This window comes from Bacillus sp. N13C7 (assembly GCF_026790065.1).
In the GTDB taxonomy this organism is placed as follows: domain Bacteria; phylum Bacillota; class Bacilli; order Bacillales; family Bacillaceae; genus Bacillus.
The window spans coordinates 116,496-137,708 of record NZ_JALAMO010000004.1 but is presented as its reverse complement, the minus strand read 5'-3'; the positions used below and the strand labels follow the sequence as shown (position 1 = coordinate 137,708).

The window sequence follows — 21,213 nt, the reverse complement described above, 5'->3', positions numbered from 1 at the left end:
TTTTTTTATTACACTCCTAATTTGGCTAGAATAAACGTCCATATACAAATGATCAATAACAGAATCAGGCTGTACGCCACTGTCCGTTTAAACAGTTTAGATTCCTTGCCAGTCTGGCCTACCGCTGCGGCGGCAATGGCGATAGACTGAGGAGAAACAAGTTTCGCGATCACCCCGCCCGCTGTATTTGCAGCTAACAATAAATCAGAACCCGCACCGATCTGCGCTCCGGTGACAACCTGCAAATGTCCGAACAAAGCGTTATTGCTGACAACAGAACCCGTAATGAACACTCCGATCCAGCCGAGAACTGGACTGACAAACGGGAACAAGTCTCCTGTTTTCGCCAGTGCCAACCCAATTGAAGAGCTGAGCCCTGCGAAGTTGGCCAGATTGGCAAATCCCATCACGAAGCAGATCGTCATAATCGGCACCCACAGCTCTTTTCCAGTCTCCTTCAAGGAAGCAAAGGCATCCCGATAAGAGAAGTTTTGGCTGAACAGCCCTGTCACGATGACTGCCGCTAAAATTGCTGTACCAGTCGCTGACAGCAGGTCGACTTTAAAGACTGCATCTAACGGCATGGCAGATGGCGCAATCGGCGGCATTTTCATAATTTGCTGATGCAGAAAAGGAATTTTCAATAGAAGGGTTGTCTGATATAACAGTCCGCCTTCTTGGAAAAGCGCTTTGAAGGCAGGAAGGCTCCAGATGGTGATCGCCGCAGTTAAAATGTAGAAGGGAGACCACGCTTTCGCAATGTCAGCGGCACTGTATGCCTTTTTCTCACCAGCATCGCCGGCCTCTTCCTCACGGTAGATCTCTTTCGGCTGCCACTTGCGGAGGAAGAGCGCAAGCCCGCCCATACTGAATAAGGCCGCCAAAATGTTTGCTAATTCCGGCCCGAGCACCGCCATTGTCAGCGTCTGAACCGCTGTATAGATACCGCTCACAACCAACAGGGCAGGCCATGTCTGTTTGATTCCTTTCATTCGGTCTAATAGGAAAACAAGCAGAAACGGTATGAAAAATGAGATCATCGGCAGCGTCCACATCAAAGTCCGTGACAGCTCAAGAGCAGACAAATCACCAATCTGCGCCCCTGTGATCACAGGAATCCCGATCGCCCCAAAGGCTCCGGAGGCTGCGTTGGCAATCAAGCAGAGCGCCGCCGCTTTTAACGGTTTAAATCCAAGTTCGACGAGCAGTGCCGCACTAATCGCAATCGGAACACCAAAACCGGCCGCGCCTTCCAAAAACGCGTTAAAACAAAAACCAATTAATAATAGCTGTAATCGTTGGTCAGGCGAAATGCCGGCAATGCTGGAACGAATAATGGTAAATTTACCGGTTTTCACTGCGATTTTATACAGCCACACCGCCATCAGGACGATGTAGCCAATCGGCCATAGCCCGCTCCCGATTCCAAGTAAAACAGAAGAAATTGCTTTTTCAACCGGCATATGAAATGCCAAAACAGAGACGAAGAAACTGACGGCTAGGGAAAGAAATGCCGCAAGAATGCCTTTCATTTTAAAAACAGTTAAAGCCAATAGAAAAAAGAGAATCGGAGTGAGCGCCACGAGTGCGCTCACATACTCGTTTCCAAACGGATCATACAACTGCTCCCACATTGACAATCAGCCCTTTACTCTATAGTTGCATTTTTAGTTGACTTGTTGTTCTGCAAAATGAGGCTTTAAAATGTTTTTAAGGACGCCTGCGCTGTGAAGGAACTGTTCTTTTTCTTTCTCATTTAAGCTCAGCTCAGTAATGCCTGCAATACCTCCGCGATTTACGACAGCCGGAACGCCGATGTACACGTCATCTGCGCCGTATTGCCCGTCCAAATATGTGCTGACAGTTAAAATGCTGTTTTCATTATGAAGAATGGCTTTTGTTATGCGGGCTAGGCTCATCGCAACGCCATAATAAGTCGCACCTTTTTTCTCAATGATATGGTAAGCTGCGTTTTTCACGTCATCTACAATTTGGTCTAGCTCCTCTTGTTTGTACGCATCGTTTTTCTCAACGAGTTCACTGACAGGCACACCGCCGACATTCGCGTGGCTCCAGACAGGGAGCTCAGTATCACCGTGCTCTCCGATAATATGCGCGTGCACGTTTTGAGGCGCTGCGCCAAAGTATTCGCTCAGCATGTAACGGAATCTCGCAGAATCCAGTGTTGTGCCGCTTCCGATCACTCTCTCTTTTGGCAGGCCGCTGAATTTCCATGTAGCGTAAGTCAGAATATCAACAGGATTTGTCGCGATTAAGAAAATGCCGTCAAATCCGCTCGCCATGACTTCACTGACGATGCCTTTGAAAATCTTTAAGTTCTTTTCTACTAATTCAAGGCGTGTCTCACCAGGCTTTTGATTTGCACCGGCGCAGATGCAGACAATATCAGCATCCTTGCAGTCTTCATATGTTCCGAAAGATGTTTTGACCGGTTGCGGCGCAAATGCCTTTCCGTGGTTTAAATCCATCACATCGCCCATTGCTTTTTCTTTATTTACATCAATGACCACAAGCTCATCTGTGATCCCTTGGTTAATTAACGCAAATGCATAACTGCTTCCAACAAAACCCGCTCCGATTAAAGCTACTTTATTTACATGTTTGTTCATCATTAATCATCCTTCCAGGGTATGTTTTTCTCTGATGTTGTTTGTGAAGTATTTCACATTTATATTGTGCAACATTTCACAAACTATTGCAAGAGAAAAGTTTTGTCTGATTTATGAACAAAAAAGAAACCATCTAGGATGGTTTCTTTTGGTTTTTTCCTCTGATCGCTTGCCCTCAATAAGGAAGTGAACCGCTTAAGCCTGAGTCATTATATAACCCGTTTTGCACGTAATCAAAGCCGGGCTGATTCTGACCGGGCACTTGGGCGCTGCCATTATTAAAAATCACTTTGGCGTTCGTTGTATCCGTATCCGCAGGCAGCGTCAGCGTGTAAATTCCATCTGCATTTTTAGCCATAGGTTTTCCGGGCCAGGATCCGGTTAATTCTATCGCCCTGCCCCCATCATGTTTATAGATATAAGCATTTACTTGGCCCCAATGGTTTGGATTTTGATAGCCAATTGTTTTGGCCGAAGACGGATCTCTTTTTACAAAGCTGTATTCCTGAGTCCTCATTACGCCCTCACTGTTCGTTCCTTTTAATGTGATGGTGTATGCTTTTCCAAATGGATCTCCTTTTCCTATCGTTAGTTGGTCTCCATCCTTAAACGCTGTCTCTTGCCCTTTATTGATTTGATACACAGCTTTTGCTGTATTCCCATCTGCACGCAGGGTAATCGTCAGTTGATCATTGAAAAAATGGGTGACTCCTGTTTTGACATTCTCAAGGAAGACGTGAGGCGCATTTGCAATATCGTCAGGATATAGAACAACCACAGATCTGGCATTGATCGTGCCTGTCAGTTTGCCATCCGTTACTTGAAATGCACCGGCACCAGCATTATTAGCATACCTGCCATCAGGTAATTTCGTTGACGTATTGATGGTGACAGAGGATGAACCTGCATTTGCCAGCACAACGCCATGTGACCCGCGCTGATTCATGAATATCTGGTTATTTCCATTCGGATTCGAGAGTTCCTCAGGCTGGCCAGCCATTACATTGTGAAATGTGTTGACCGCAGTGATGGCCTGATCTTTAAATAGCTCGCTTCCTCGCTCGCCTATTTGGCTTATCCCTGGGAATCTCACACCATTTCCGCCGCCCTCAGGCCTGGAAAAGAAGAGAGGCGTACTGCCTGACCGAGAAGCAATCACTGCCCAGCCTAACCGAATATCGTCATCACTCATCCATGTAGACTCTTCCTCATCATTGGCATACGTATCATGCGATTCCACCCATGTGACTAGCTTGTCCGCAGACACATCAGATGCATAATGGGAGATATTTGACACGCTCAGATTGCGATTCTTTAAAGCAGATCTTATGGAATGGCCGTAGTTAGATGCTGTCACATTCATATAATTCGCATATGCAGCATCTCTGGAGGCACTATCTTGCAGGATTTCTCCGTATTGGAACTCCGCAGATGTATTTGTGATATTCGGCCAAAACTGACTGCCGTAATTCCCATCATCCGGAAGCTCTATATGTTTGGCCGCATCAAATCGAAATCCGTCTGCGCCGTCATTCAATGCTCTTTCTAAGAAATGTTTCAGATAGGACTGCACTTGTGTATTTTGTGTATTCCAATCATACAGCCCCAGCAATGAATTCTGCGTGACATCCCATCGGTCAGACCAGTTTTTAATTTGTGTGTTTCCATGGGTCCAGTTTGGAATACTCTTAATCTCATTGGAAATGGCAGCATAATCACTGGTGGTATGATTGATGACCGCATCAACAATGACCTTTACGCCATACTCTTCAGCGGCTTCACACATGTCTTTAAATTCTTGCTCGGTCCCTAAGTAACGGTTGCCAATCTGGTACGATGTCGGCTGATACAGCCAGTACCAGTTTGACATGCTTTTATTCCCTTGGTTCCCTTCCTTGACTTGGTTAATCGGAGACGTCTGAATGGCTGTATATCCTGCATCATGAATATCCTTCATATTGTGTTTTAACGTATTGAACGACCAATTCCATGCATGGAGAATGGTTCCGCTTTTGATCGACGGTGCTGTAAGCTCATTCGATTTGTTCGCCGTTTCAGCACCCGCAGCCGCCGGTCCTGCCAGAACCAAATGAAACAGCAATAAAAGCCCAGCGAATAACGGCAGTAAAGAGGTTTTAAAACGTTTTCCAAGCATTCTTGACACTCCTTATTTGATTTTTAAAAACTTACTGTGGAGTCAAAAATCCCTCTTACTAATTCTTCCGCTTCCTCCTTTCAAACGAATGTGAAGTCTGGAGAATTTTGTTAACGCTTACATTTCAAATTATCACATTCATCCCAGCAAAACAACTTGATAGAGAGAATTCAAATCTATATTCCTATCCAAATAGAAAACGCTGCCCCCGAACTGTGAGACGTTCCCCTCACAAACAAAAAAAAGAAACCATCTCACTAAGATGATTTCTTCTCTGCTTCTTCTTTTATCGCCCTTCTGTAAGCCAGCTTCACAATCACATACCGAAGCAGAAACAGAGCGCCGCCGCAGACGATAAAAAGAAGGATCATTTTCAGCCAAGCGAAGAATGTATGGGGAATCCCCCTGTCGTACATCGTAAGCACCACTACTGCAAAGGCGACCGCAATTGATTCTATTCGCTGCTGCTTCACCCGTTTTTGCAGTTCTTCTTCGGTGTCTATTCTCGGCATGAGCATTCCAGATGCCGCTGCCCTGATGCAGTAATATAAGATGATCATGAACAAAAACACAAGGCTTGCAGCCCATTCTTTAAACGGAAATTCAAACATAATGCCGCGGATCATCACATCAAGAAGCGCAAAAGCACCCGCTATCATCCCAATCTCCGACCAGATTTTTTGTTCTTTTTCTTTTACTCTCTTATTTTTCCCATTCACGCCTGAAAGTCTATTACGCAGATTATTCATGACCTTCCTCCCGCAATTTTACGAATGGCTTATGGCTTACATGTTACAATAACAGCCTGCGCTTCTGCAATGAATAACTCAAAAGCCCGCCGTACAAGCCGGCGGGCAGCAATCGTTAAAACGGCCCCCAATTGATCAAGACGCCAATCACAATAAAGACAAGCCCGATCAAAAACCAAATCAGAGCAAGCGGCACCATAAACCGCAGCCACTTGATATACGGAATGCCGCTGGCGGCAAGCACCGCCATGAGGACGCCGGATGTCGGGTTCACACAGTTGACGACTCCTTCTCCAAGCATAACCGCTTCCACTGCAACCTGTCTCGTAATTCCCATCAAATCAGCGAGCGGTGCCAGGATGGGAATAAATACAACGGCTTCTCCAGACCCTGAAGAGATGAGAAAATGAAGCAGCGCACTGGCGATATACATGCCGATCGCCCCGGCAACCGGGCTGAATCCATCCAGAAGCGATGCCAAAGCATTCACGACTGTATCGAGGAGCTTGCCATTTTCAAGAATGACAGAAATGCTTCGTGCCATCCCGACAATCAGTGCCCCATATACAAGGCTTTGGCAGCCCGTAATGAAGGTTTTGGCAATATCGTTTGCCGCAAGCCCGCCTATTAAACCGGCAAGGACAGAAATAAAAATAAACGTCGCAGCCATTTGGGAATCAGACCAGCCCAGCTTTAAAGCGCCGTATAAAAACCCGATCAGCGACAATCCCGCGACAGCCAAAATCAGCTTATGTCGAACAGTAAACGGCACTGACTGATCTTCTTCTGGATCAGCTTGACCCATTCCTGCCGCCGGAAACCAATTTGTCCCCAACACACTGGCATCCTTTGATTTTTTTAATTTTCTTGTATAAAGATAGATATAAATAATAGAAGACAGCAAAAAGCATATGTATATCACAACACGCAGGCCAATCCCCGAAAAAAGCGGCAGCTCCGCGATGGATTGCGATAAACCGAGGGGGGACGGTGATAAAATAGTAGAGTTAAATCCAGCGTAGCAGCCGATGTAAATAACAGCGGCGCCAGCGACCGCGTCCCATTTTAAGGATCGTGCAACAATGATACCGATGGGAATAAAACCGATAACTGAATTCACGACAATCCCGGTTGTTCCGAGAATGGAGAACAATGCGCCGACAATACAAATAAATAATAATTGCTTGGTGCGGAATTTGCTGATGACATTGTAAATCAGGCCGTTGATGGCACCCGTTTTTTCTAAAATGGCAATGGTGCCGCCTGTAAATAAAATCAGAAAGATGATTGGCGCTGATCCGACCATTCCATCCTGAAGAGAAGTAAAAAAGCTGATCAGGCTGACCGGAGACTGTTCAATTGAATGATAGCTTCCCGGAACAGCAGTCGTGACATCCCCCTTTGTTACGCGGTCAAATTCTCCCGCCGGCACAACATATGAAGCAACGGCGCAAATGAAAGCAATGATAAATAAGAGGACATAGGCGTCAGGCATTTTAAATGTCGTTCGTTTTTTCTTAGGCTGTGCTTCGGCTGCTGGCATACTCATGTTCGATCCATCCCCTCTGTTTGAATATAATCATTATTCTGAAAAGTTGCAATATGTGCTATATTATATACAGCCTATCTTCCTGTTTCAATATAAATAAAGGAAAGAAGAGAAATTCATTTTGATAGAAGGAGGTACTTCTTCCCATGCAAAAGCTTTCCGATGACATGAAACAAGCTGTTATGGACATCTTCGAACACCTGCACGCGAACCCTGAAGTCAGCTGGAAGGAATATGAGACAACTGCATTTCTTAAACAAAAGCTGGAGGATTTAGGATGCCGGACGCGGACTTTTTCAGACTGCACCGGAGTTGTCGGCGAAATCGGTTCAGGCTCACCGGTTGTAGCGGTACGCGCCGATATTGATGCGCTGTGGCAGGAGGTCAATGGCACATTCCGCGCCAACCATTCCTGCGGACACGATTCACATATGACAATGGCGCTGGGCACGTTAATGCTGCTGAAAAAACAGCCCGAGCTTCCGAAGGGCACAATCCGTTTTATCTTTCAGCCGGCAGAAGAAAAAGGCGGCGGCGCCTTGAAAATGATAGAAGAAGGCGTGCTTGATGATGTTGACTACCTGTACGGCGTTCACGTCCGTCCGATTCAGGAAACACAGAACGGCCGCTGTGCTCCGTCTATTCTGCACGGGTCAAGCCAGCATATTGAGGGAACAATTATCGGAGAGGAGGCCCATGGCGCGCGTCCGCATCTTGGAAAAAACAGCATTGAAGTTGCGGCCTTTCTTGTACATAAGCTCGGGCTCATTCATATTGACCCGAAAATCCCGCATACCGTCAAAATGACCAAACTTCAAGCCGGCGGGGAAAGCTCCAATATTATTCCTGGGAAAGCGTCGTTCAGCCTTGATTTGCGCGCACAGACCAATGAAGCCATGGAGACGTTAATCGTCGAAACAGAAAGAGCATGTGAAGCGGCCGCTGCGGCATTCGGCGCAAAGATCGAGCTGCAAAAGGAGCACAGCCTTCCTGCGGCAACACAAAACAAAGAAGCTGAAGCAATCATGGCAGAAGCAATCACAGATATCATCGGGGCTGAGCAGCTCGATGAACCGCTTGTCACCACTGGAGGCGAGGATTTTCATTTTTACGCCGTGAAGGTGCCGAATCTGAAAACAACGATGCTCGGACTAGGCTGCGGGCTCCAGCCGGGGCTCCACCATCCGCACATGACCTTTGATAGAAATGCGATGTTCAACGGCATTCACATTTTAGCGAACGCCGTGCTCAAAACATTTCAGAAGGCGGAATCACTTGCTGCCACTAACGCTTCTTAACGCAAAAAAAGCAGCCTGGCTACAGGCTGCTTTCTTCATTATTTCTTCAAATCTTCAATTGAGTTGACGTTTTTCATGTATTGAGGCACAACAAGCCCCATCTTCACGCCAGTCATACTGGTGCCAATATCGTCATATTTGCCTTTATATTTGGCGGCGTATGCTTTATGGGTGTTTGGCAGCCATGCGGAAAGGGATACGTCGGCGCTTCCCGTCGCTACCGCGGTCCACATTGGACCGGCCTCTACCTGAGTAAGCGTTACGTCATAGCCCAAGTCTTCTAAGACTTTGCCAACAACGTTTGTACTTGCAATCTCACTGTCCCACGCCACATAGGCAAGGTTGATTTTGTCTCCCTTCACCTTTTGAACGCCTTTTGTCCACTCCGCAATCTGATCCTTGTGCTTCTTCACATACTCAGCGGCGGCTTTTGCAGGCTTTTCGCCTTCTTCCACCTTGATCATGACTTCGCCCATGTCGTCTTGCGACCATTTAAACTGGCTCAGTAGCTTTACGGCATTCGGCTGTTCTTTGCTGAAGCCTTTGCGTGTAATCGTATGGATTTCCTCTGCGCTGCCATAAGATTGTTTCGGATCATCGAGATACTTCAGCTTATATCTGGAGAACATCCAGTGCGGAGTCCATCCTGTAATGATAATCGGTTTCTTACGGTCGTATGACTTTTTAAGCGTTGCAGTCATCGCGGCGCTTGACGCCGAAACCAACGTCCAGTCATCTAGGTCATAATCCTTCATCGCTTTATCGGTTAGGGACATAATCCCTGAACCGGGGTCAATCCCGATGATGGTCTTATTCACCTGTTCTGCTGCGGATGCATTTTCATCGTTTTCTGAACCGCAAGCCGCAAGTGAGAGCGCCAGCATGGCGGAAACGCCGATACCGATGATTTTTTTAAGCATCAGGCATTCCCCCTGCTTTTCTTCTTCACTTTAATATTTTGAGTAATGCGGTCCAGCGTAATGGCAACGATAACGATAGCGATACCGGCCTCTACGCCGACCCCGGTTTTCAGCTGTGTAACGGCGCTGTATACTTCAGAACCAAGTCCCGGTGCACCGACCATTGCGGCGATAACAACCATTGATAACGCAAGCATGATGCTCTGGTTAATCCCGGCCAAAATGGTTTTTGTCGCAAGCGGGAGCTGAACCTTAAACAAACGCTGAGCTGTCGTAGAACCGAACGCCTCAGTCGCTTCAATCAGATCCGCCGGCACTTGTTTAATACCGAGAACAGTCATGCGGATTGTCGGCGGCATCGCAAAGATAACAGATGCAACAACCCCCGGCACAACACCGATGTTAAAGAAGAAAATCGCCGGCAATAGATATACGAAAGCAGGCATTGTCTGCATTAAATCAAGAATAGGCGTTACAATACGGCGAACCGTCTCTTTCTGGGACGCCCAAATTCCGATCGGAACACCGACCACAATCGAAATAATGACAGAAGTCAAAACAAGCGCCAATGTTTGCAGCATCGGATCCCAATATCCTAAATAATCAATCAGGAGGAAACCAATCAACGTAAATAACGCAATTCCCCTTGTACTGATCCACCACGCAAGTGCAGCGAAAATAATTGTTAACAAAATAGATGGGATAAATCCAAGTCCGCTGACAATTCCATTTACAAAAGCGGCCAAACCGTTTGCGATTCCATCGAAGAATCCGCCAAACGTCATTGTAATCCAGTCAACAAAACGGTCAATGATATCTGCTAAAGGTATTCTAGGCAGTCTATCCATCTTATTTCACCTCCTGTGCAGAAGGATCTTGTGTTTGTCCGTCGGTGCCTTCAGCATTGATATACTCGTTATTGCCGGCAAGTGCGCCAATCAGTGCGCCTCTCACGACAATCCCTTTCATTCTTTGCTTCTCATCTACAACCGCAATTGGAATATTCGCATCAGATACAACGTCAAAAATCTCTGTCAGATACGTATTCTCTGGTACAGTCGTAAATTCTGTATTCAAGATGTCTTGAAGTGACAAATCAGACTCAGCCGCTTTTTTCGCGTCAGACGCATAGATAACACCTAACAATTTCTTTTGTTTATCCACTGCGTAAATTGAAGAAATTCCAAGGTTTTTCATCAATGTCAATGCTACGCGAGGCCCTTTATCAATCCGCACTGTTTCAGCGCGTTTCATAATGTGGCCTGCTGTGAGGACTTTAGACAAATCAACATCCTCGACGAACTTTTCAACATATTCGTTAGATGGATTCATCAGGATTTCTTCAGGCGTGCCGATTTGAACGATGTTACCGTCCTTCATTAAAACAATTCTGTCACCGATCCGCAACGCTTCATCCAAGTCGTGCGTAATAAAGATGATTGTTTTTCCGACATTATCGTGAAGATCAAGAAGCTCATCCTGCATATCTTTACGAATCAATGGATCGAGCGCACTGAACGCTTCGTCCATCAGAAGGATGTCTGGATCATTCGTCAACGCGCGGGCAAGGCCGACGCGCTGCTGCATCCCGCCGGAAAGCTGGTCAGGATATTGGTGTTCAAATCCTTCAAGTCCGACAAGTTTTAGGGACTCAAGCGCTTTTTGCTGCCGCACTTGTTTGTCTACACCTTGAAGCTCAAGTCCGTATTCTGTGTTTTCAAGTATCGTTCTGTGCGGAAACAGAGCGAACTTTTGGAAGACCATGCTGATTTTCTTCCGGCGGACTTCCCGGAGCTGGTCTTTAGACATATTTGTTATCATGTCACCATCAATGTAAATATTTCCGGCAGTCGGTTCAATAAGCCGGTTTAACATCCGTACTAAAGTTGATTTACCGCTCCCTGATAGACCCATGATGACAAATATCTCACCATCATATACATCAAAATCTGCCTGATTTACCCCAACGGTTGATCCGGTCGCTTTCAGGATCTCTTTTTTTGTCTTTCCGTTGGCAAGCATTTGAACTGCTTTCTTTGTATGTTTCCCAAAAATCTTAGAGACTTTTTCGACTTTTATCTTAATTGGTTTCTCATCTACACTCATATTTTCCCTCCATATTAAGCAATCTTTATTACCGTAACATTTATGTAACATCCCACACAAACAGCATATTCTCTTTTATTCTGTACCATTTCATTATAAACATCCATGTGACCACATGACCTTATTTATGCTTCTAAATGCTCTGTAATCCTCCTTTATAATTGTATTTTACGGGTGATATTTCGCCCATCTTTAGTTGAAAACGCTTTAAATGGAACTGAATTCCTCCTTCATGTTATGACTTCCTGCTCTCGACTGGAAAATATTTACATTATTCGTACGCTTTATGTCAGCGGAAAAGAACTCAGCTGCGGTGAAGTAGGTGAAAAATGCAATATTGTCAAAACCACAGCATCTTATCATTTTAAAACGCTGCGTGAAGCGGGGTTAACGGCAACCCGGAGATTCGCGGACAAAATATGTCAGTCTGCGTGAAGACACATTTCAAACATACCTGCCTGGCTTTTTGGAAACCCTCTAACAAAGGGTTTTCTCTATACTTATCTGTTTCATAGTTTCAAAATTATAAAACTATAGGAGTGATTTTATTTGAGACGTATTTGGCTTTTTTCAGCGTGATGTTTGTTATCGGCACGGATACCTTTTTGCTTTCGCCGCTTCTCCCGCTTTTACAGAATCAGTTTGGTGTCTCTACCGATTTGTCAGGCTGGATGGTTAGTGCTTATGCGCTCGGTTATGCGCTGTTCGCTTTGATCGCGGGCCCGTTCTCAGACCGGCTTAATAGGAAAACAGTCATGCTGTGGGGACTTGCAGGCTTTATTGTATCCACGTTTTTATGCGGCATGGCTCCCTCTTTTGCCGCCATGTGCCTGTTCCGTTTTGCTGCAGGCGTTAGTGCTGCATTTGTGACACCTCAAGTTTGGGCGTCCATCCCTGTCATCGTCCAGCCCTCTCAGATCATTAAAAGCATGGGGATTGCGACAGCAGGATTGGCCGCTTCACAGATGCTCGGACTGCCTATCGGAGGATTTTTGGCTTCCTTTACATGGCATACACCCTTTTTTGTTCTGTCGGCCTGTTCTCTTATTCTTCTATTGATGCTGGCGGCCGTTATGCCTGATATTCGCCCTTCTGATTTTGCACACCGTCCGTCCATATTCAAACCATATCGTGAGCTGTTTTCACTGCCGAAAACATCATTTATCCTGCTTGCCTATTTTCTCTTTCAAACCGGAAATTTTGCTTCGTTCAGCTTTCTCGGTACGTGGCTTTCTGCGGATTTTCATTTAAACGTGTCGAGATCGGGGCCGCGATGCTTGTACTCAGTCTGGGAAATATGCTCGGAAGCCTTATCGGTAGCCGGATTTCAGCAAAACTGGGCATATTTAAGACCTTGATCGGCGGCATGCTGCTGATGGGTGCTCTCTATTGCTGTCTTCCCTTCTTTCCTACCTTGTTTTTAGTAGAAACAAGCTTTTTCTCACTTTCTTTACAGCCGGCATCATCTTTCCGTTAATGATGGGGTCTTTCAATCCATTTCACCAAACGCACGAGGAACCATCGCTTCCCTTTCCAATGCCGCTATGTATGCCGGAACCATTATCGGCACAAGTATTGCAGGTTTTTTATATCAGAGCACGCAGCATTTCGGAGCTGTTACAGGATTTACTGCCGTTCTGTTCATCCTTTCCATGACGCTCTACCAGTCAATCAGCAAAACCGGTAAACGACAAACCAAAGCCCGAGTGCAAATGTAAAAAAGCACCTCTTGAATGAGGTGCTTTTCCTATTCCAGTTCCGTTTGTTTCGTTTCTTTTCCCATAATCAAAATACACGCTACCGCAAGCAGGATGGCAATGCAAAAGATTGAAAAGATGACTGAAAACGAAATATGACGGGCTGCGAGCGTTCCGACGAGCAGAGGCCCGAAGATGCCGCCAATTCTTCCAAACGCTGCTGTCGTTCCTGAACCTGTCGCGCGAATCGCTGTCGGGTATTGCTCCGGTGTATAGGCATACAGCACGCCCCACGCGCCAAGGTTGAAAAACGATAACAGCATTCCAGCTGTAAGCAGAAGGCCTAAGGAATCCGCCGATCCGAAGAAATAGGCGCTCCCTGCCGTACCCATCAGGTAAATGAAGAGTATCCACTTCCGGCCCGCTTTTTCGATCAGCCACGCGGCAGAAAAATAGCCGGGAAGCTGAGCAAGCGTCATCAGAAGAACGTATTCAAAGCTTTGAATCATGCTAAAGCCTTTCAGCAGCATGACACTCGGGAGCCATAGGAACATGCCGTAATAAGAAAACACCACGCAGAACCACACGATCGACAGCATCACTGTCGGCCGCAGATACTGTCTTGCCCAGACGCTTTTTACATTCTCCCACACCGATTTCTTGTTGTCAGAAAGCGCCTCATATTTCGGCGAATCAGGCAGACTCGTCCGCAGGTATAGCGCATAAAAAGCAGTCAGTGCGGTTAACAGCAAAGCAGCCTGCCAGCCGAAGCTCGGTATCACAAAGTAAGAAATCAGTGCCGCCACGAGCCAGCCTACGGCCCAAAAGCTTTCCAGAAGCACAATCACTCTTCCCCGCTTTTCAGGCACAACCGCTTCCGAAACAAGTGTTGAAGCGACTGGAAGCTCGCCGCCAAGCCCCATCCCGATCACGAAACGAAGCATAAGAAATGCTGATAAGCTCGTCACAAAAGCTGAAATGCCGCTTCCGATCGAAAAGCATAAAAGGGTAATGATAAACACTTTTTTGCGGCCTATTCGATCAGCCAGCAGACCAAACAAAAACGCACCCGCAGCCATGCCGATGGAATTAACGCTTCCGATCCATTTCATTTCTTCAGGCGATAGATTCCACTCGACATGGAGCGCGGCGATAATAAACGATAATATTCCGACATCCATTGCGTCAAACAGCCACCCCAAACCGGCGACGCCCAGCAGTTTACGCTGGGATATAGGCTGTTGTTTTCCCATTGCCAACACCTCTGATATACAAAATGATTACCGTTTAAGTTTACACCTGTCTTTACACATTGTCATTAGCTAATTCATGTAAATGAAAAACCCCGCTTATGTTTCACAAGCGGGGATCTTTTTATTGCTGCAAGGCTGCTTTTTTAATATTATCCTGAAGCTGGGCAATTCGTCTTGCGCCGTCTTCACGGAGGCGTTTATTTTCTTCTTCAATTTGTTTGGTTTCCTGCATGCCGCTGACGATCGTGTTCCAGGACGATTCGATCGTTTCAATATCTATGCTCGGTCTGCCGGCCATTCTGGCAATTTCAACACTTTGGCTCGAGATGTTTTCGGCATTTCGTCTCAGCATTTCGTTTGTCCGGCGGTCAAGCTCGCTCATGGAGTCAGCCACAAGCTTTTGGCGTTTGACGGTAACAGCTTGAATGATGCCGTTTTTGAAAATTGGAATGGTAATGATAAACGCGGAGTTGATCTTCCCGATCAGCTTTGCATTACCGCGCTGCAGGAGACGGATTTGAGGTGCCGTTTGAAGAGCCACCATTCGTGCCATGTCCAAATCATATACCCGTTCCTCAAGGGCCTGAATGCCGTTGCGCAGTGTATCGAGCTGCATTTGCGCCAGCTGGTTTCCGCTTGCCGCTTTTTCTTCATACGAAGGAAGGATTGACTGCATCTCTTCCAGCTTCATTTGTCCGGCAACGACGTATTTTTCAAGCTCCATATAATACTTGATATTGTTTTCATACATTTCATCGAGCGTGTAGTTCGTCTTCGTCATCTCATCTTTGTATTTCGAAATCTCAACGTGGATTTTTTCAATCTCTCCGCCAAGCGTCTGATACTTTTTAAAGATTTTTTCAATCATGCTGCCGCCGCGTTTGAAAATTTTCGCCATCAATCCCTTTGGCTCATCAAAATCATTTTTGTCGAAGCGGTCCATGATCTTCCCAAGCTGAGTCAGCATTGTGCCGGAGTCTGTCACGCTTGTTGTTTTCATCATCCCTAAGATACGGTCAGAGAACTTGGAAATTTCAACGGCCGGCTCCTTTCCGTACTCAAGCAGCTCCATTTGGTTTTTGACGTCAATCTGCTGTGCAAGCCGCTTTACCTCTGGTTCCTGACGGAGCTGGAGACGGATATCGTCAGCCTTTTGCTGGGAAATTTCTTCGTTTTTATCGAGAACAAGCGGGTTTTGATTTTCTGTGGTCATGCTTTTCTTCTCTCCTTACTTTTGAGTAATCGTTCTGAACAGCCTTTTCACAAGGGAAGGCTCTTTATAGTCCTGCTGAAACACCATGTCGTCCAGCCAATGGATATCATACTGGTCCTCTTCAATAAACGGCTCAATATCCTGATGGCCGGGAGGATTATAAATGATGATATCGATTCCGATTTCATTCAGGAACAGCAGGGCAGCAGCATCTGAACGCGTGAGTCCGCCGCTCATTTCCGTATGATATAAAACAAGTTTCGGAACAGTCTGGGCATAGTCGAACATTTGAATTAACTTCAGCAGGTTAACAGGCAGGTTTGTGGTTTGTTTAAACAAGTAGATTTGAACATCCTTGACTTGTTCCTGATGCAAAGCCTTAAGCCGCGGGTGCCTGCACATTCTCGAAATCGTCTTGGCAATAGCCGTCTGAACGCCCGCAGGAAGCTGCTTATACTGCCATATATTGCTTGCCATCAGCTTATCCGGATCAATGTTCCCTTCATGGTCGAGCGCGTGGCTGTAGTGAAATTGATAGTTCGATTTTATTTCTTCTGTAAACGGAAAGCGTCTTACCATCTCTGTTTCCTGATAATCCGCTAATGTATGGAGCCTGTTCCAATATTCCTTATTGTCTTTCGACACACCCATTATCTTTGCGAATACATTCGGTATCTCGATGGAATGTTTATCGGCTTTGAAATTCGGACGAATAAAGGCACGCTCTTTCGTGATTAAAAACAGTTCATCATAGGTCGTTTTCAGCGTTACAGACATCGGTGTATGATCTCTGAACTGCCACGGCTTGTACAGCATGGATTCCTCGTGATTCAGCACATGTTCAATTTCTTTTGTTGAGCGGTAGGCAACCGTTGATTTCCGGTCTGGTTTTTCTTTCGGAAACGGCTGAAGCTCCGAAACATCCGGGAGCTTTTCCGTAAAACTGAGCTCCTGCTTCGGGTCAACAAGCGCCAGCTGATCGATTCCCGCAGGATGGAACAATAGGACATCGCAGCCCACTAACATCAGATAATATAAGAAATAGAGCTGGCTTTTCGTCGCATCCCCGTACCAAACAACCTTAGGCATCTCCCGCTCTATATCGGTTTTTTCCAGCCAAGGATTCAGGTGATTCAAAGAAAACTTCGAGACATCCAGCAGCACTCTGCGAAAATCCGGATGATTCAGCCCCTGCTCATGCTGGTCTGCAAAGGTATGTAAAAGCGTCATCAGCGCTTTTCTTAAATGGCGGTGCATCAAGGGGTTCGAGTGCTTCGCAATCAGTCTTTCCCCGTCCAGAAAGGCAACGAAGCGGCTGACTGACAGCCCTTTTTCCTGCTGATTGATGGAATGAATATGCTGGAGCTTTTGAAATGTTTCCGGCTCGATTGTTTTATCAAGCGTTTCACTCAAAATGGTAATGCGATCGTTTACAGACAGCTCATACAGCTCGTTATAGTAATCCGTTTCATCAATAGGCGTACCCAATACCTGCCCGGCAAGACGAGAAAAAGAAAGGCCTTGTTCTGTTTCATAGTGTTCCCGCTCGGGCAATGGCTGGAACAGCAGGCTTTTCCAATCTCCATCAGCCGGAACCGCTTTATGAATGGTTAATTCTTCTTGTCTCATCATTTCCTCCTTTCCGGTTTGTCATCGGACGATATTTCGGTAACAAAAAAGGAAGGAAATTGAACCTCCCTCCTTGTTTTGTTTTATTCTTCTTTTGAAGCGGCTGTTTGTTCGCGCACCTGCTTTTGTTTATTGATGTAGTGAATGATCAATGTGACCGCAAATGCAGCGATTATGATAATGAAGAATACAGAGTGCGGCATTTCGTAATGGAAAGCGCTCGCCGCCATTTTCAGCGCGATAATTCCGATTAACACGAATGCTGTGTTTTCCAGCTCAGGAATTTTATCAATCAGGACAAGGAAAACTTTTGCCACTGTACGCATCATTAGAATACCAAGCATACCGCCGATCAGAAGCACCCATACTTTTTCAGATACCGCAAATGCGGCCAGGATGCTGTCCACTGAGAAGGCAAGGTCCATTAATTCAACTGAAATAACAGTCGCCCAGAAGATACCGAACGTGCGGACCATCCAAGAGTTTTTCTTGATGCCGTCCGTTTCCTCTTCTTTCTCGCCAATCCAGAAGTGCTTAATGACGAGCCAAGCGAGATAAAGCGCGCCAAGCACCTTGATCCACCAAAACTTAATGAGGAGCATGCCAAGCCCGATGAAAATAAATCTGAAAATATAAGCTCCAAACAAACCATACGTTAACGCTTTTTTCCGCTGTTTTTCCGGCAGGTGTTTGACCATGACCGCAAGAACAAGCGCGTTATCGGCCGATAAAAGGCCTTCCAAAACAACAAGGGAGCCGATCAAACCCCATGAAACGGGATCAGAAAGCACTTCCCCCCACATTTTCCAATCGAAAAATGAAGCATACGTAGACATGATATGATGTAAAAAGTCCAAGTTTTTTCCTCCTATTAATTTGAAACGGTGACTTCTCTATTTGTCACTCGCTTACACTTGCAAACCGTAGTTCCGGCACAATGCAGCCAGCCCGCCGGAAAAACCGCTGCCGATTGCATTGAATTTCCACTCGCCGCCGTGTCTGTAAAGCTCACAAACAACAACAGCTGTTTCTATGGAAAAGTCTTCTCCCAAATCGAAGCGAAGAAGCTCATCCTGCGTCTCTTCATCCACAACGCGCACAAACGCATTGGAAACTTGTCCAAAGTTTTGGCTGCGTGCTTCAGCATCGTGAATGGTCACTGTGATGCCGATTTTCTCAATGTGAGCAGGGATTTTCGAAAAATCAACAATAATCTGCTCATCATCTCCGTCGCCCTCACCCGTGCGGTTGTCACCCGTATGGATGACACCGCCGCTCGGATGTTCAAGGTTATTGTAGAAGACGAAATCGAGATCATTCACGCAGTTATCATGCGCATCAACTAAAAAGGCTGAAGCATCCAGGTCAAAATCGTGTCCGCCGGAGTACTTGTTTGTATCCCAGCCTAAGCCGATCACTGCTTTTGTGAGTCCCGGATTTGTTTTCGTTAAATCAATACGCTGTCCTTTTGATAATTGAATGGCCATACTGCCTCTCTCCTTTCTGCTCTTCCTTTTTCTTAACCGACTTGCAAGCCATAGTCCGTTGCGATGCGGGCAAGGCCGCCTTGGTAGCCTGAGCCGATAGCGGAGAATTTCCACTCGCCGTTATGTCTGTAAAGCTCTCCTGCAATGATTGCCGTTTCAATAGAGAAATCTTCTGCAAGATCGTAACGGATGAGCTCTTCATTTGTTTCTTCATTTACGATGCGAACGAACGCGTTTGATACTTGTCCAAAGTTTTGGCTGCGCGCTTCTGCTTCGTGGATTGTGATAACAAATGAGATTTTATCAATGTTCGCCGGCACAGCGCTGAGATTCACTTTCACATTCTCATCGTCGCCTTCGCCTAAGCCTGTCAGGTTGTCGCCTGAATGGACGACTGAACCATTGCCGCCCTCAAGCTGGTTGTAGAAAATAAAGTCGTTTGGTGACGCGCATTTGCCTGCAGCGTCTAACAGAAACACGCTTGAGTCAAGGTCAAAGTCGTGTCCGCCGTCATATTTATTTGTATCCCAGCCTAAACCGACAACAACCTTTGAAAGACCCGGATTTGTTTTTGTCAAATCTACTTTCTGTCCTTTTGCCAATGAAATTGCCATGTTTCATCCACTCCTTTTTCTTTTATGCGTAACGGCTGATAATATCTTCTAATCTCGTATCATTTGTGCCTTCACCGATCGCCGCAAACTTCCACTCATTGCCGCTGCGGTAGATTTCTGCTGTAATCAGGCTTGTTCTGCCGGCATAATTGTCTCTCAGATTGTATTTGAGCATTTCCTCACGATTTGATTGATCAACTACGCGGATAAACGCATTTTGAATCATGCCGAAATCTTGTTTTCTTCTGACACAATCATAAATGTTCACTACAAATACAAGCTTATCGATGTTTCCAGGCACTTTATCTAAATCTATCATAATTTGCTCGTCATCGCCCGCACCGTCGCCTGTCAGGTTGTCGCCTGTGTGCTGTACACCGCCGCAGCGGCTTTTCAGGTTGCCGAAATAAATTACATTTTTCTTATCGGTGAATTTTCCGTTTTCCAGCATCAGCACTGAAGCATCACAGTCGATATTCGCGCCGCCTCCGCCAAGCAGTTTGCTGAAAAAACCTCCGCCTGAGGACACCGGGTCCCAGCCGAGACCGACCATCAATTTAGACAGGCCGGCTTTTCCTTTTGTTAAATCAATTCGTTGACCTTTTTCTAAAGAAATTGCCACACGATTCACTCCTACTCATCAAAATGTGAAGATAGTCACATTTATTTTTACGCTCATAAGGAAAATAAGCCGTAAATTACTAATATATACGTTTATTATTATATCAAAGTTTCGTAAAAGTTAAGAATAATTGACGAAAAACCTCGAAAAAAACTTCCATATTTGATATATGATTTGCAAAAGCTATAAAGTGCACTTCTTAAACAAACCATTTGACGTGAGCGAGTCATTTTGCCTATTCTTGTGTCACATTCTAAAAACAGACAGAAAGGAAGCGGCCCTTTGATTCATTTAAGCATACTTGACCAGGCACCAGTTTCTAAAGGAGAAAGCCCTGTGACAACTCTTCAGCATTCGGTTGAGCTTGCTCAATTAAGCGAACAGTGGGGCTATAAGCGGTATTGGTTTGCCGAGCACCACAGCACGAAAGGACTGGCAAGCACAGCGCCTGAAATCATGATCGCCCGCATCGCAGCACAGACAAACACGATTCGTGTCGGATCAGGCGGCGTGCTCCTGCCCCAATACAGCCCGTTTAAAGTGGCCGAAACCTTTCGCCAGCTTGAGGCCCTGTATCCCAACCGGATTGACCTTGGCGTCGGCCGTTCCCCCGGCGGCACGACAAAAACTAGGCTTGCATTAACGGACGGGGTGAAAAAAAGCTTAACCGAATTTAACAGACAGCTGCAGGATGTCTCTTATTTTCTTACAGATTCCCTTCCTCCCGACCATCCGTATGCCGGAATCAAAGCGGCGCCCCTTATTGACACTGCACCGGAGCTGTGGGTGCTCGGTCTCGGTGAAAACAGCGCAAGACGCGCGGCGCATCAGGGCATTGGGTATGTATTTGGGCATTTCATTAATCCTGAGCGAGGAGAAAATGCAGTTCGCGTCTACCGGGAGAGCTTCCGGCCGTCCGCCCATTTTTCGTCTCCGGCTGCACTGTTTACGATTTTTGTCATTTGCGCAAAAACAGATGAAGAGGCTGAAGAGCTCGCGTTAAGCCAGGATTTATGGCTTCTTCGTGTCGGAAAAGGCTTGGACAGCCGCGTGCCAAGCATCGAGGAAGCAAAAGCGCATCCTTACACAGCGTCCGATAAAAAACTCATAGAAGAAAACAGAGAGCGGATGGTGATCGGTTCTCCAAGCACAGTCAAACAGCAGCTTTTATCACTCACAGAGCGCTACGAAACAAATGAAATCATGGTTCTGTGCAATGTATTTGATTTTGAGGCGAAAAAAGAAACTTATGAACGTCTTGCCGGATTGTTTCTATAAAAAAAGCAGTTTT

The 21,213-nt window shown here is 46.1% G+C and carries 17 protein-coding genes and 2 pseudogenes; 4 read left to right on the top strand and 15 right to left on the bottom strand.

Features of this window, described 5'->3' with window-relative positions; all coding sequences use genetic code 11:
• Positions 1–8 precede the first annotated feature (8 nt).
• The 5 genes from MOB98_RS04510 to MOB98_RS04490 all read right to left on the bottom strand — a co-directional run bounded on the left by MOB98_RS04510 (position 9) and on the right by MOB98_RS04490 (position 7,083).
• Positions 9–1,634, bottom strand: a complete 1,626-nt coding sequence (locus MOB98_RS04510; protein ID WP_268360097.1) for an L-lactate permease — start codon at positions 1,632–1,634, stop codon at positions 9–11.
• 33 nt (positions 1,635–1,667) lie between these two features.
• Positions 1,668–2,633, bottom strand: a complete 966-nt coding sequence (locus MOB98_RS04505) for an L-lactate dehydrogenase (protein WP_268360098.1) — start codon at positions 2,631–2,633, stop codon at positions 1,668–1,670.
• A 172-nt stretch (positions 2,634–2,805) separates the two neighbouring features.
• Complete coding sequence (gene amyE / locus MOB98_RS04500) at positions 2,806–4,785, bottom strand: alpha-amylase (RefSeq protein ID WP_268360099.1); 1,980 nt, start codon at positions 4,783–4,785, stop codon at positions 2,806–2,808.
• A gap of 257 nt (positions 4,786–5,042) precedes the next feature.
• Positions 5,043–5,534 carry a DUF6773 family protein gene (locus MOB98_RS04495; RefSeq protein ID WP_419901008.1) on the bottom strand — a complete coding sequence of 164 codons (492 nt, stop codon included), beginning with the start codon at positions 5,532–5,534 and terminating at the stop codon, positions 5,043–5,045.
• 115 nt (positions 5,535–5,649) lie between these two features.
• Entirely contained in the window at positions 5,650–7,083 is a 1,434-nt protein-coding gene (locus tag MOB98_RS04490) for a YfcC family protein (protein ID WP_268360100.1), read from the bottom strand.
• 146 nt (positions 7,084–7,229) lie between these two features.
• Here MOB98_RS04490 and MOB98_RS04485 point away from each other — a divergent pair, with 146 nt between their 5' ends.
• Positions 7,230–8,381 (top strand): M20 peptidase aminoacylase family protein, encoded by a 1,152-nt coding sequence (locus tag MOB98_RS04485; protein ID WP_268360101.1) that lies wholly within the window; start codon positions 7,230–7,232, stop codon positions 8,379–8,381.
• A gap of 38 nt (positions 8,382–8,419) precedes the next feature.
• Here the strand turns inward: MOB98_RS04485 and opuAC are convergent, their stop codons facing one another.
• From opuAC to opuAA, 3 genes are read right to left on the bottom strand one after another with little or no spacing between them, the layout of a single operon-like run.
• A complete protein-coding gene (gene opuAC / locus MOB98_RS04480) occupies positions 8,420–9,301 on the bottom strand; it encodes a glycine/proline betaine ABC transporter substrate-binding protein OpuAC (protein WP_268360102.1) in 882 nt (293 codons plus the stop codon).
• Positions 9,301–10,149 carry a glycine/proline betaine ABC transporter permease subunit OpuAB gene (opuAB, locus tag MOB98_RS04475; protein ID WP_003241221.1) on the bottom strand — a complete coding sequence of 283 codons (849 nt, stop codon included), beginning with the start codon at positions 10,147–10,149 and terminating at the stop codon, positions 9,301–9,303. The genes opuAC and opuAB overlap by 1 nt, the downstream gene beginning before the upstream one ends.
• A 1-nt stretch (position 10,150) precedes the next feature.
• Positions 10,151–11,407, bottom strand: a complete 1,257-nt coding sequence (opuAA, locus tag MOB98_RS04470; protein ID WP_268360103.1) for a glycine/proline betaine ABC transporter ATP-binding protein OpuAA — start codon at positions 11,405–11,407, stop codon at positions 10,151–10,153.
• A 267-nt stretch (positions 11,408–11,674) separates the two neighbouring features.
• On the opposite strand from opuAA, the pseudogene MOB98_RS04465 reads away from it, so the two are divergent.
• Both MOB98_RS04465 and MOB98_RS04460 read left to right on the top strand, forming a co-directional pair.
• Positions 11,675–11,888: pseudogene (locus MOB98_RS04465) on the top strand (helix-turn-helix domain-containing protein); the annotation flags it as partial.
• Positions 11,889–11,956: 68 nt separating this feature from the next.
• Positions 11,957–13,125, top strand: a pseudogene (locus MOB98_RS04460) (MFS transporter).
• Between the two features lie 29 nt (positions 13,126–13,154).
• Here the strand turns inward: MOB98_RS04460 and niaP are convergent.
• The 7 genes from niaP to MOB98_RS04425 form a co-directional block, all read right to left on the bottom strand.
• Positions 13,155–14,357, bottom strand: a complete 1,203-nt coding sequence (gene niaP, locus MOB98_RS04455; protein WP_268360104.1) for a niacin permease NiaP — start codon at positions 14,355–14,357, stop codon at positions 13,155–13,157.
• A gap of 121 nt (positions 14,358–14,478) precedes the next feature.
• Entirely contained in the window at positions 14,479–15,570 is a 1,092-nt protein-coding gene (locus tag MOB98_RS04450) for a toxic anion resistance protein (protein ID WP_268360105.1), read from the bottom strand.
• A 15-nt stretch (positions 15,571–15,585) separates the two neighbouring features.
• A complete protein-coding gene (locus MOB98_RS04445; RefSeq protein ID WP_268360106.1) occupies positions 15,586–17,199 on the bottom strand; it encodes a YceG family protein in 1,614 nt (537 codons plus the stop codon).
• 83 nt (positions 17,200–17,282) lie between these two features.
• Positions 17,283–18,056 (bottom strand): TerC family protein, encoded by a 774-nt coding sequence (locus MOB98_RS04440; protein WP_268360107.1) that lies wholly within the window; start codon positions 18,054–18,056, stop codon positions 17,283–17,285.
• Between the two features lie 51 nt (positions 18,057–18,107).
• Positions 18,108–18,686: a TerD family protein gene (locus MOB98_RS04435; protein ID WP_268360108.1), complete on the bottom strand. Its 579-nt coding sequence runs from the start codon at positions 18,684–18,686 to the stop codon at positions 18,108–18,110.
• A gap of 32 nt (positions 18,687–18,718) precedes the next feature.
• The gene (locus MOB98_RS04430; RefSeq protein ID WP_003241245.1) at positions 18,719–19,300 is read right to left on the bottom strand and encodes a TerD family protein; all 582 of its coding nucleotides are present in this window, start codon (positions 19,298–19,300) and stop codon (positions 18,719–18,721) included.
• Positions 19,301–19,322: 22 nt separating this feature from the next.
• A complete protein-coding gene (locus tag MOB98_RS04425; RefSeq protein ID WP_268360109.1) occupies positions 19,323–19,922 on the bottom strand; it encodes a TerD family protein in 600 nt (199 codons plus the stop codon).
• 282 nt (positions 19,923–20,204) lie between these two features.
• Here MOB98_RS04425 and MOB98_RS04420 point away from each other — a divergent pair, with 282 nt between their 5' ends.
• On the top strand, positions 20,205–21,200 hold the full coding sequence (locus tag MOB98_RS04420) for an LLM class flavin-dependent oxidoreductase (RefSeq protein WP_268360110.1): 996 nt from the start codon (positions 20,205–20,207) through the stop codon (positions 21,198–21,200).
• Positions 21,201–21,213 lie beyond the last annotated feature (13 nt).

Bases quoted from the DNA above. Each gene is read 5' to 3' on its own strand.
- MOB98_RS04510 (WP_268360097.1), bottom strand. From the start codon at position 1,634: ATGTGGGAGCAGTTGTATGATCCGTTTGGAAACGAGTATGTGAGCGCA.
- MOB98_RS04505 (WP_268360098.1), bottom strand. From the start codon at position 2,633: ATGATGAACAAACATGTAAATAAAGTAGCTTTAATCGGAGCGGGTTTT.
- amyE (WP_268360099.1), bottom strand. From the start codon at position 4,785: ATGCTTGGAAAACGTTTTAAAACCTCTTTACTGCCGTTATTCGCTGGG.
- MOB98_RS04495 (WP_419901008.1), bottom strand. From the start codon at position 5,534: ATGAATAATCTGCGTAATAGACTTTCAGGCGTGAATGGGAAAAATAAG.
- MOB98_RS04490 (WP_268360100.1), bottom strand. From the start codon at position 7,083: ATGAGTATGCCAGCAGCCGAAGCACAGCCTAAGAAAAAACGAACGACA.
- MOB98_RS04485 (WP_268360101.1), top strand. From the start codon at position 7,230: ATGCAAAAGCTTTCCGATGACATGAAACAAGCTGTTATGGACATCTTC.
- opuAC (WP_268360102.1), bottom strand. From the start codon at position 9,301: ATGCTTAAAAAAATCATCGGTATCGGCGTTTCCGCCATGCTGGCGCTC.
- opuAB (WP_003241221.1), bottom strand. From the start codon at position 10,149: ATGGATAGACTGCCTAGAATACCTTTAGCAGATATCATTGACCGTTTT.
- opuAA (WP_268360103.1), bottom strand. From the start codon at position 11,407: ATGAGTGTAGATGAGAAACCAATTAAGATAAAAGTCGAAAAAGTCTCT.
- niaP (WP_268360104.1), bottom strand. From the start codon at position 14,357: ATGGGAAAACAACAGCCTATATCCCAGCGTAAACTGCTGGGCGTCGCC.
- MOB98_RS04450 (WP_268360105.1), bottom strand. From the start codon at position 15,570: ATGACCACAGAAAATCAAAACCCGCTTGTTCTCGATAAAAACGAAGAA.
- MOB98_RS04445 (WP_268360106.1), bottom strand. From the start codon at position 17,199: ATGAGACAAGAAGAATTAACCATTCATAAAGCGGTTCCGGCTGATGGA.
- MOB98_RS04435 (WP_268360108.1), bottom strand. From the start codon at position 18,686: ATGGCCATTCAATTATCAAAAGGACAGCGTATTGATTTAACGAAAACA.
- MOB98_RS04430 (WP_003241245.1), bottom strand. From the start codon at position 19,300: ATGGCAATTTCATTGGCAAAAGGACAGAAAGTAGATTTGACAAAAACA.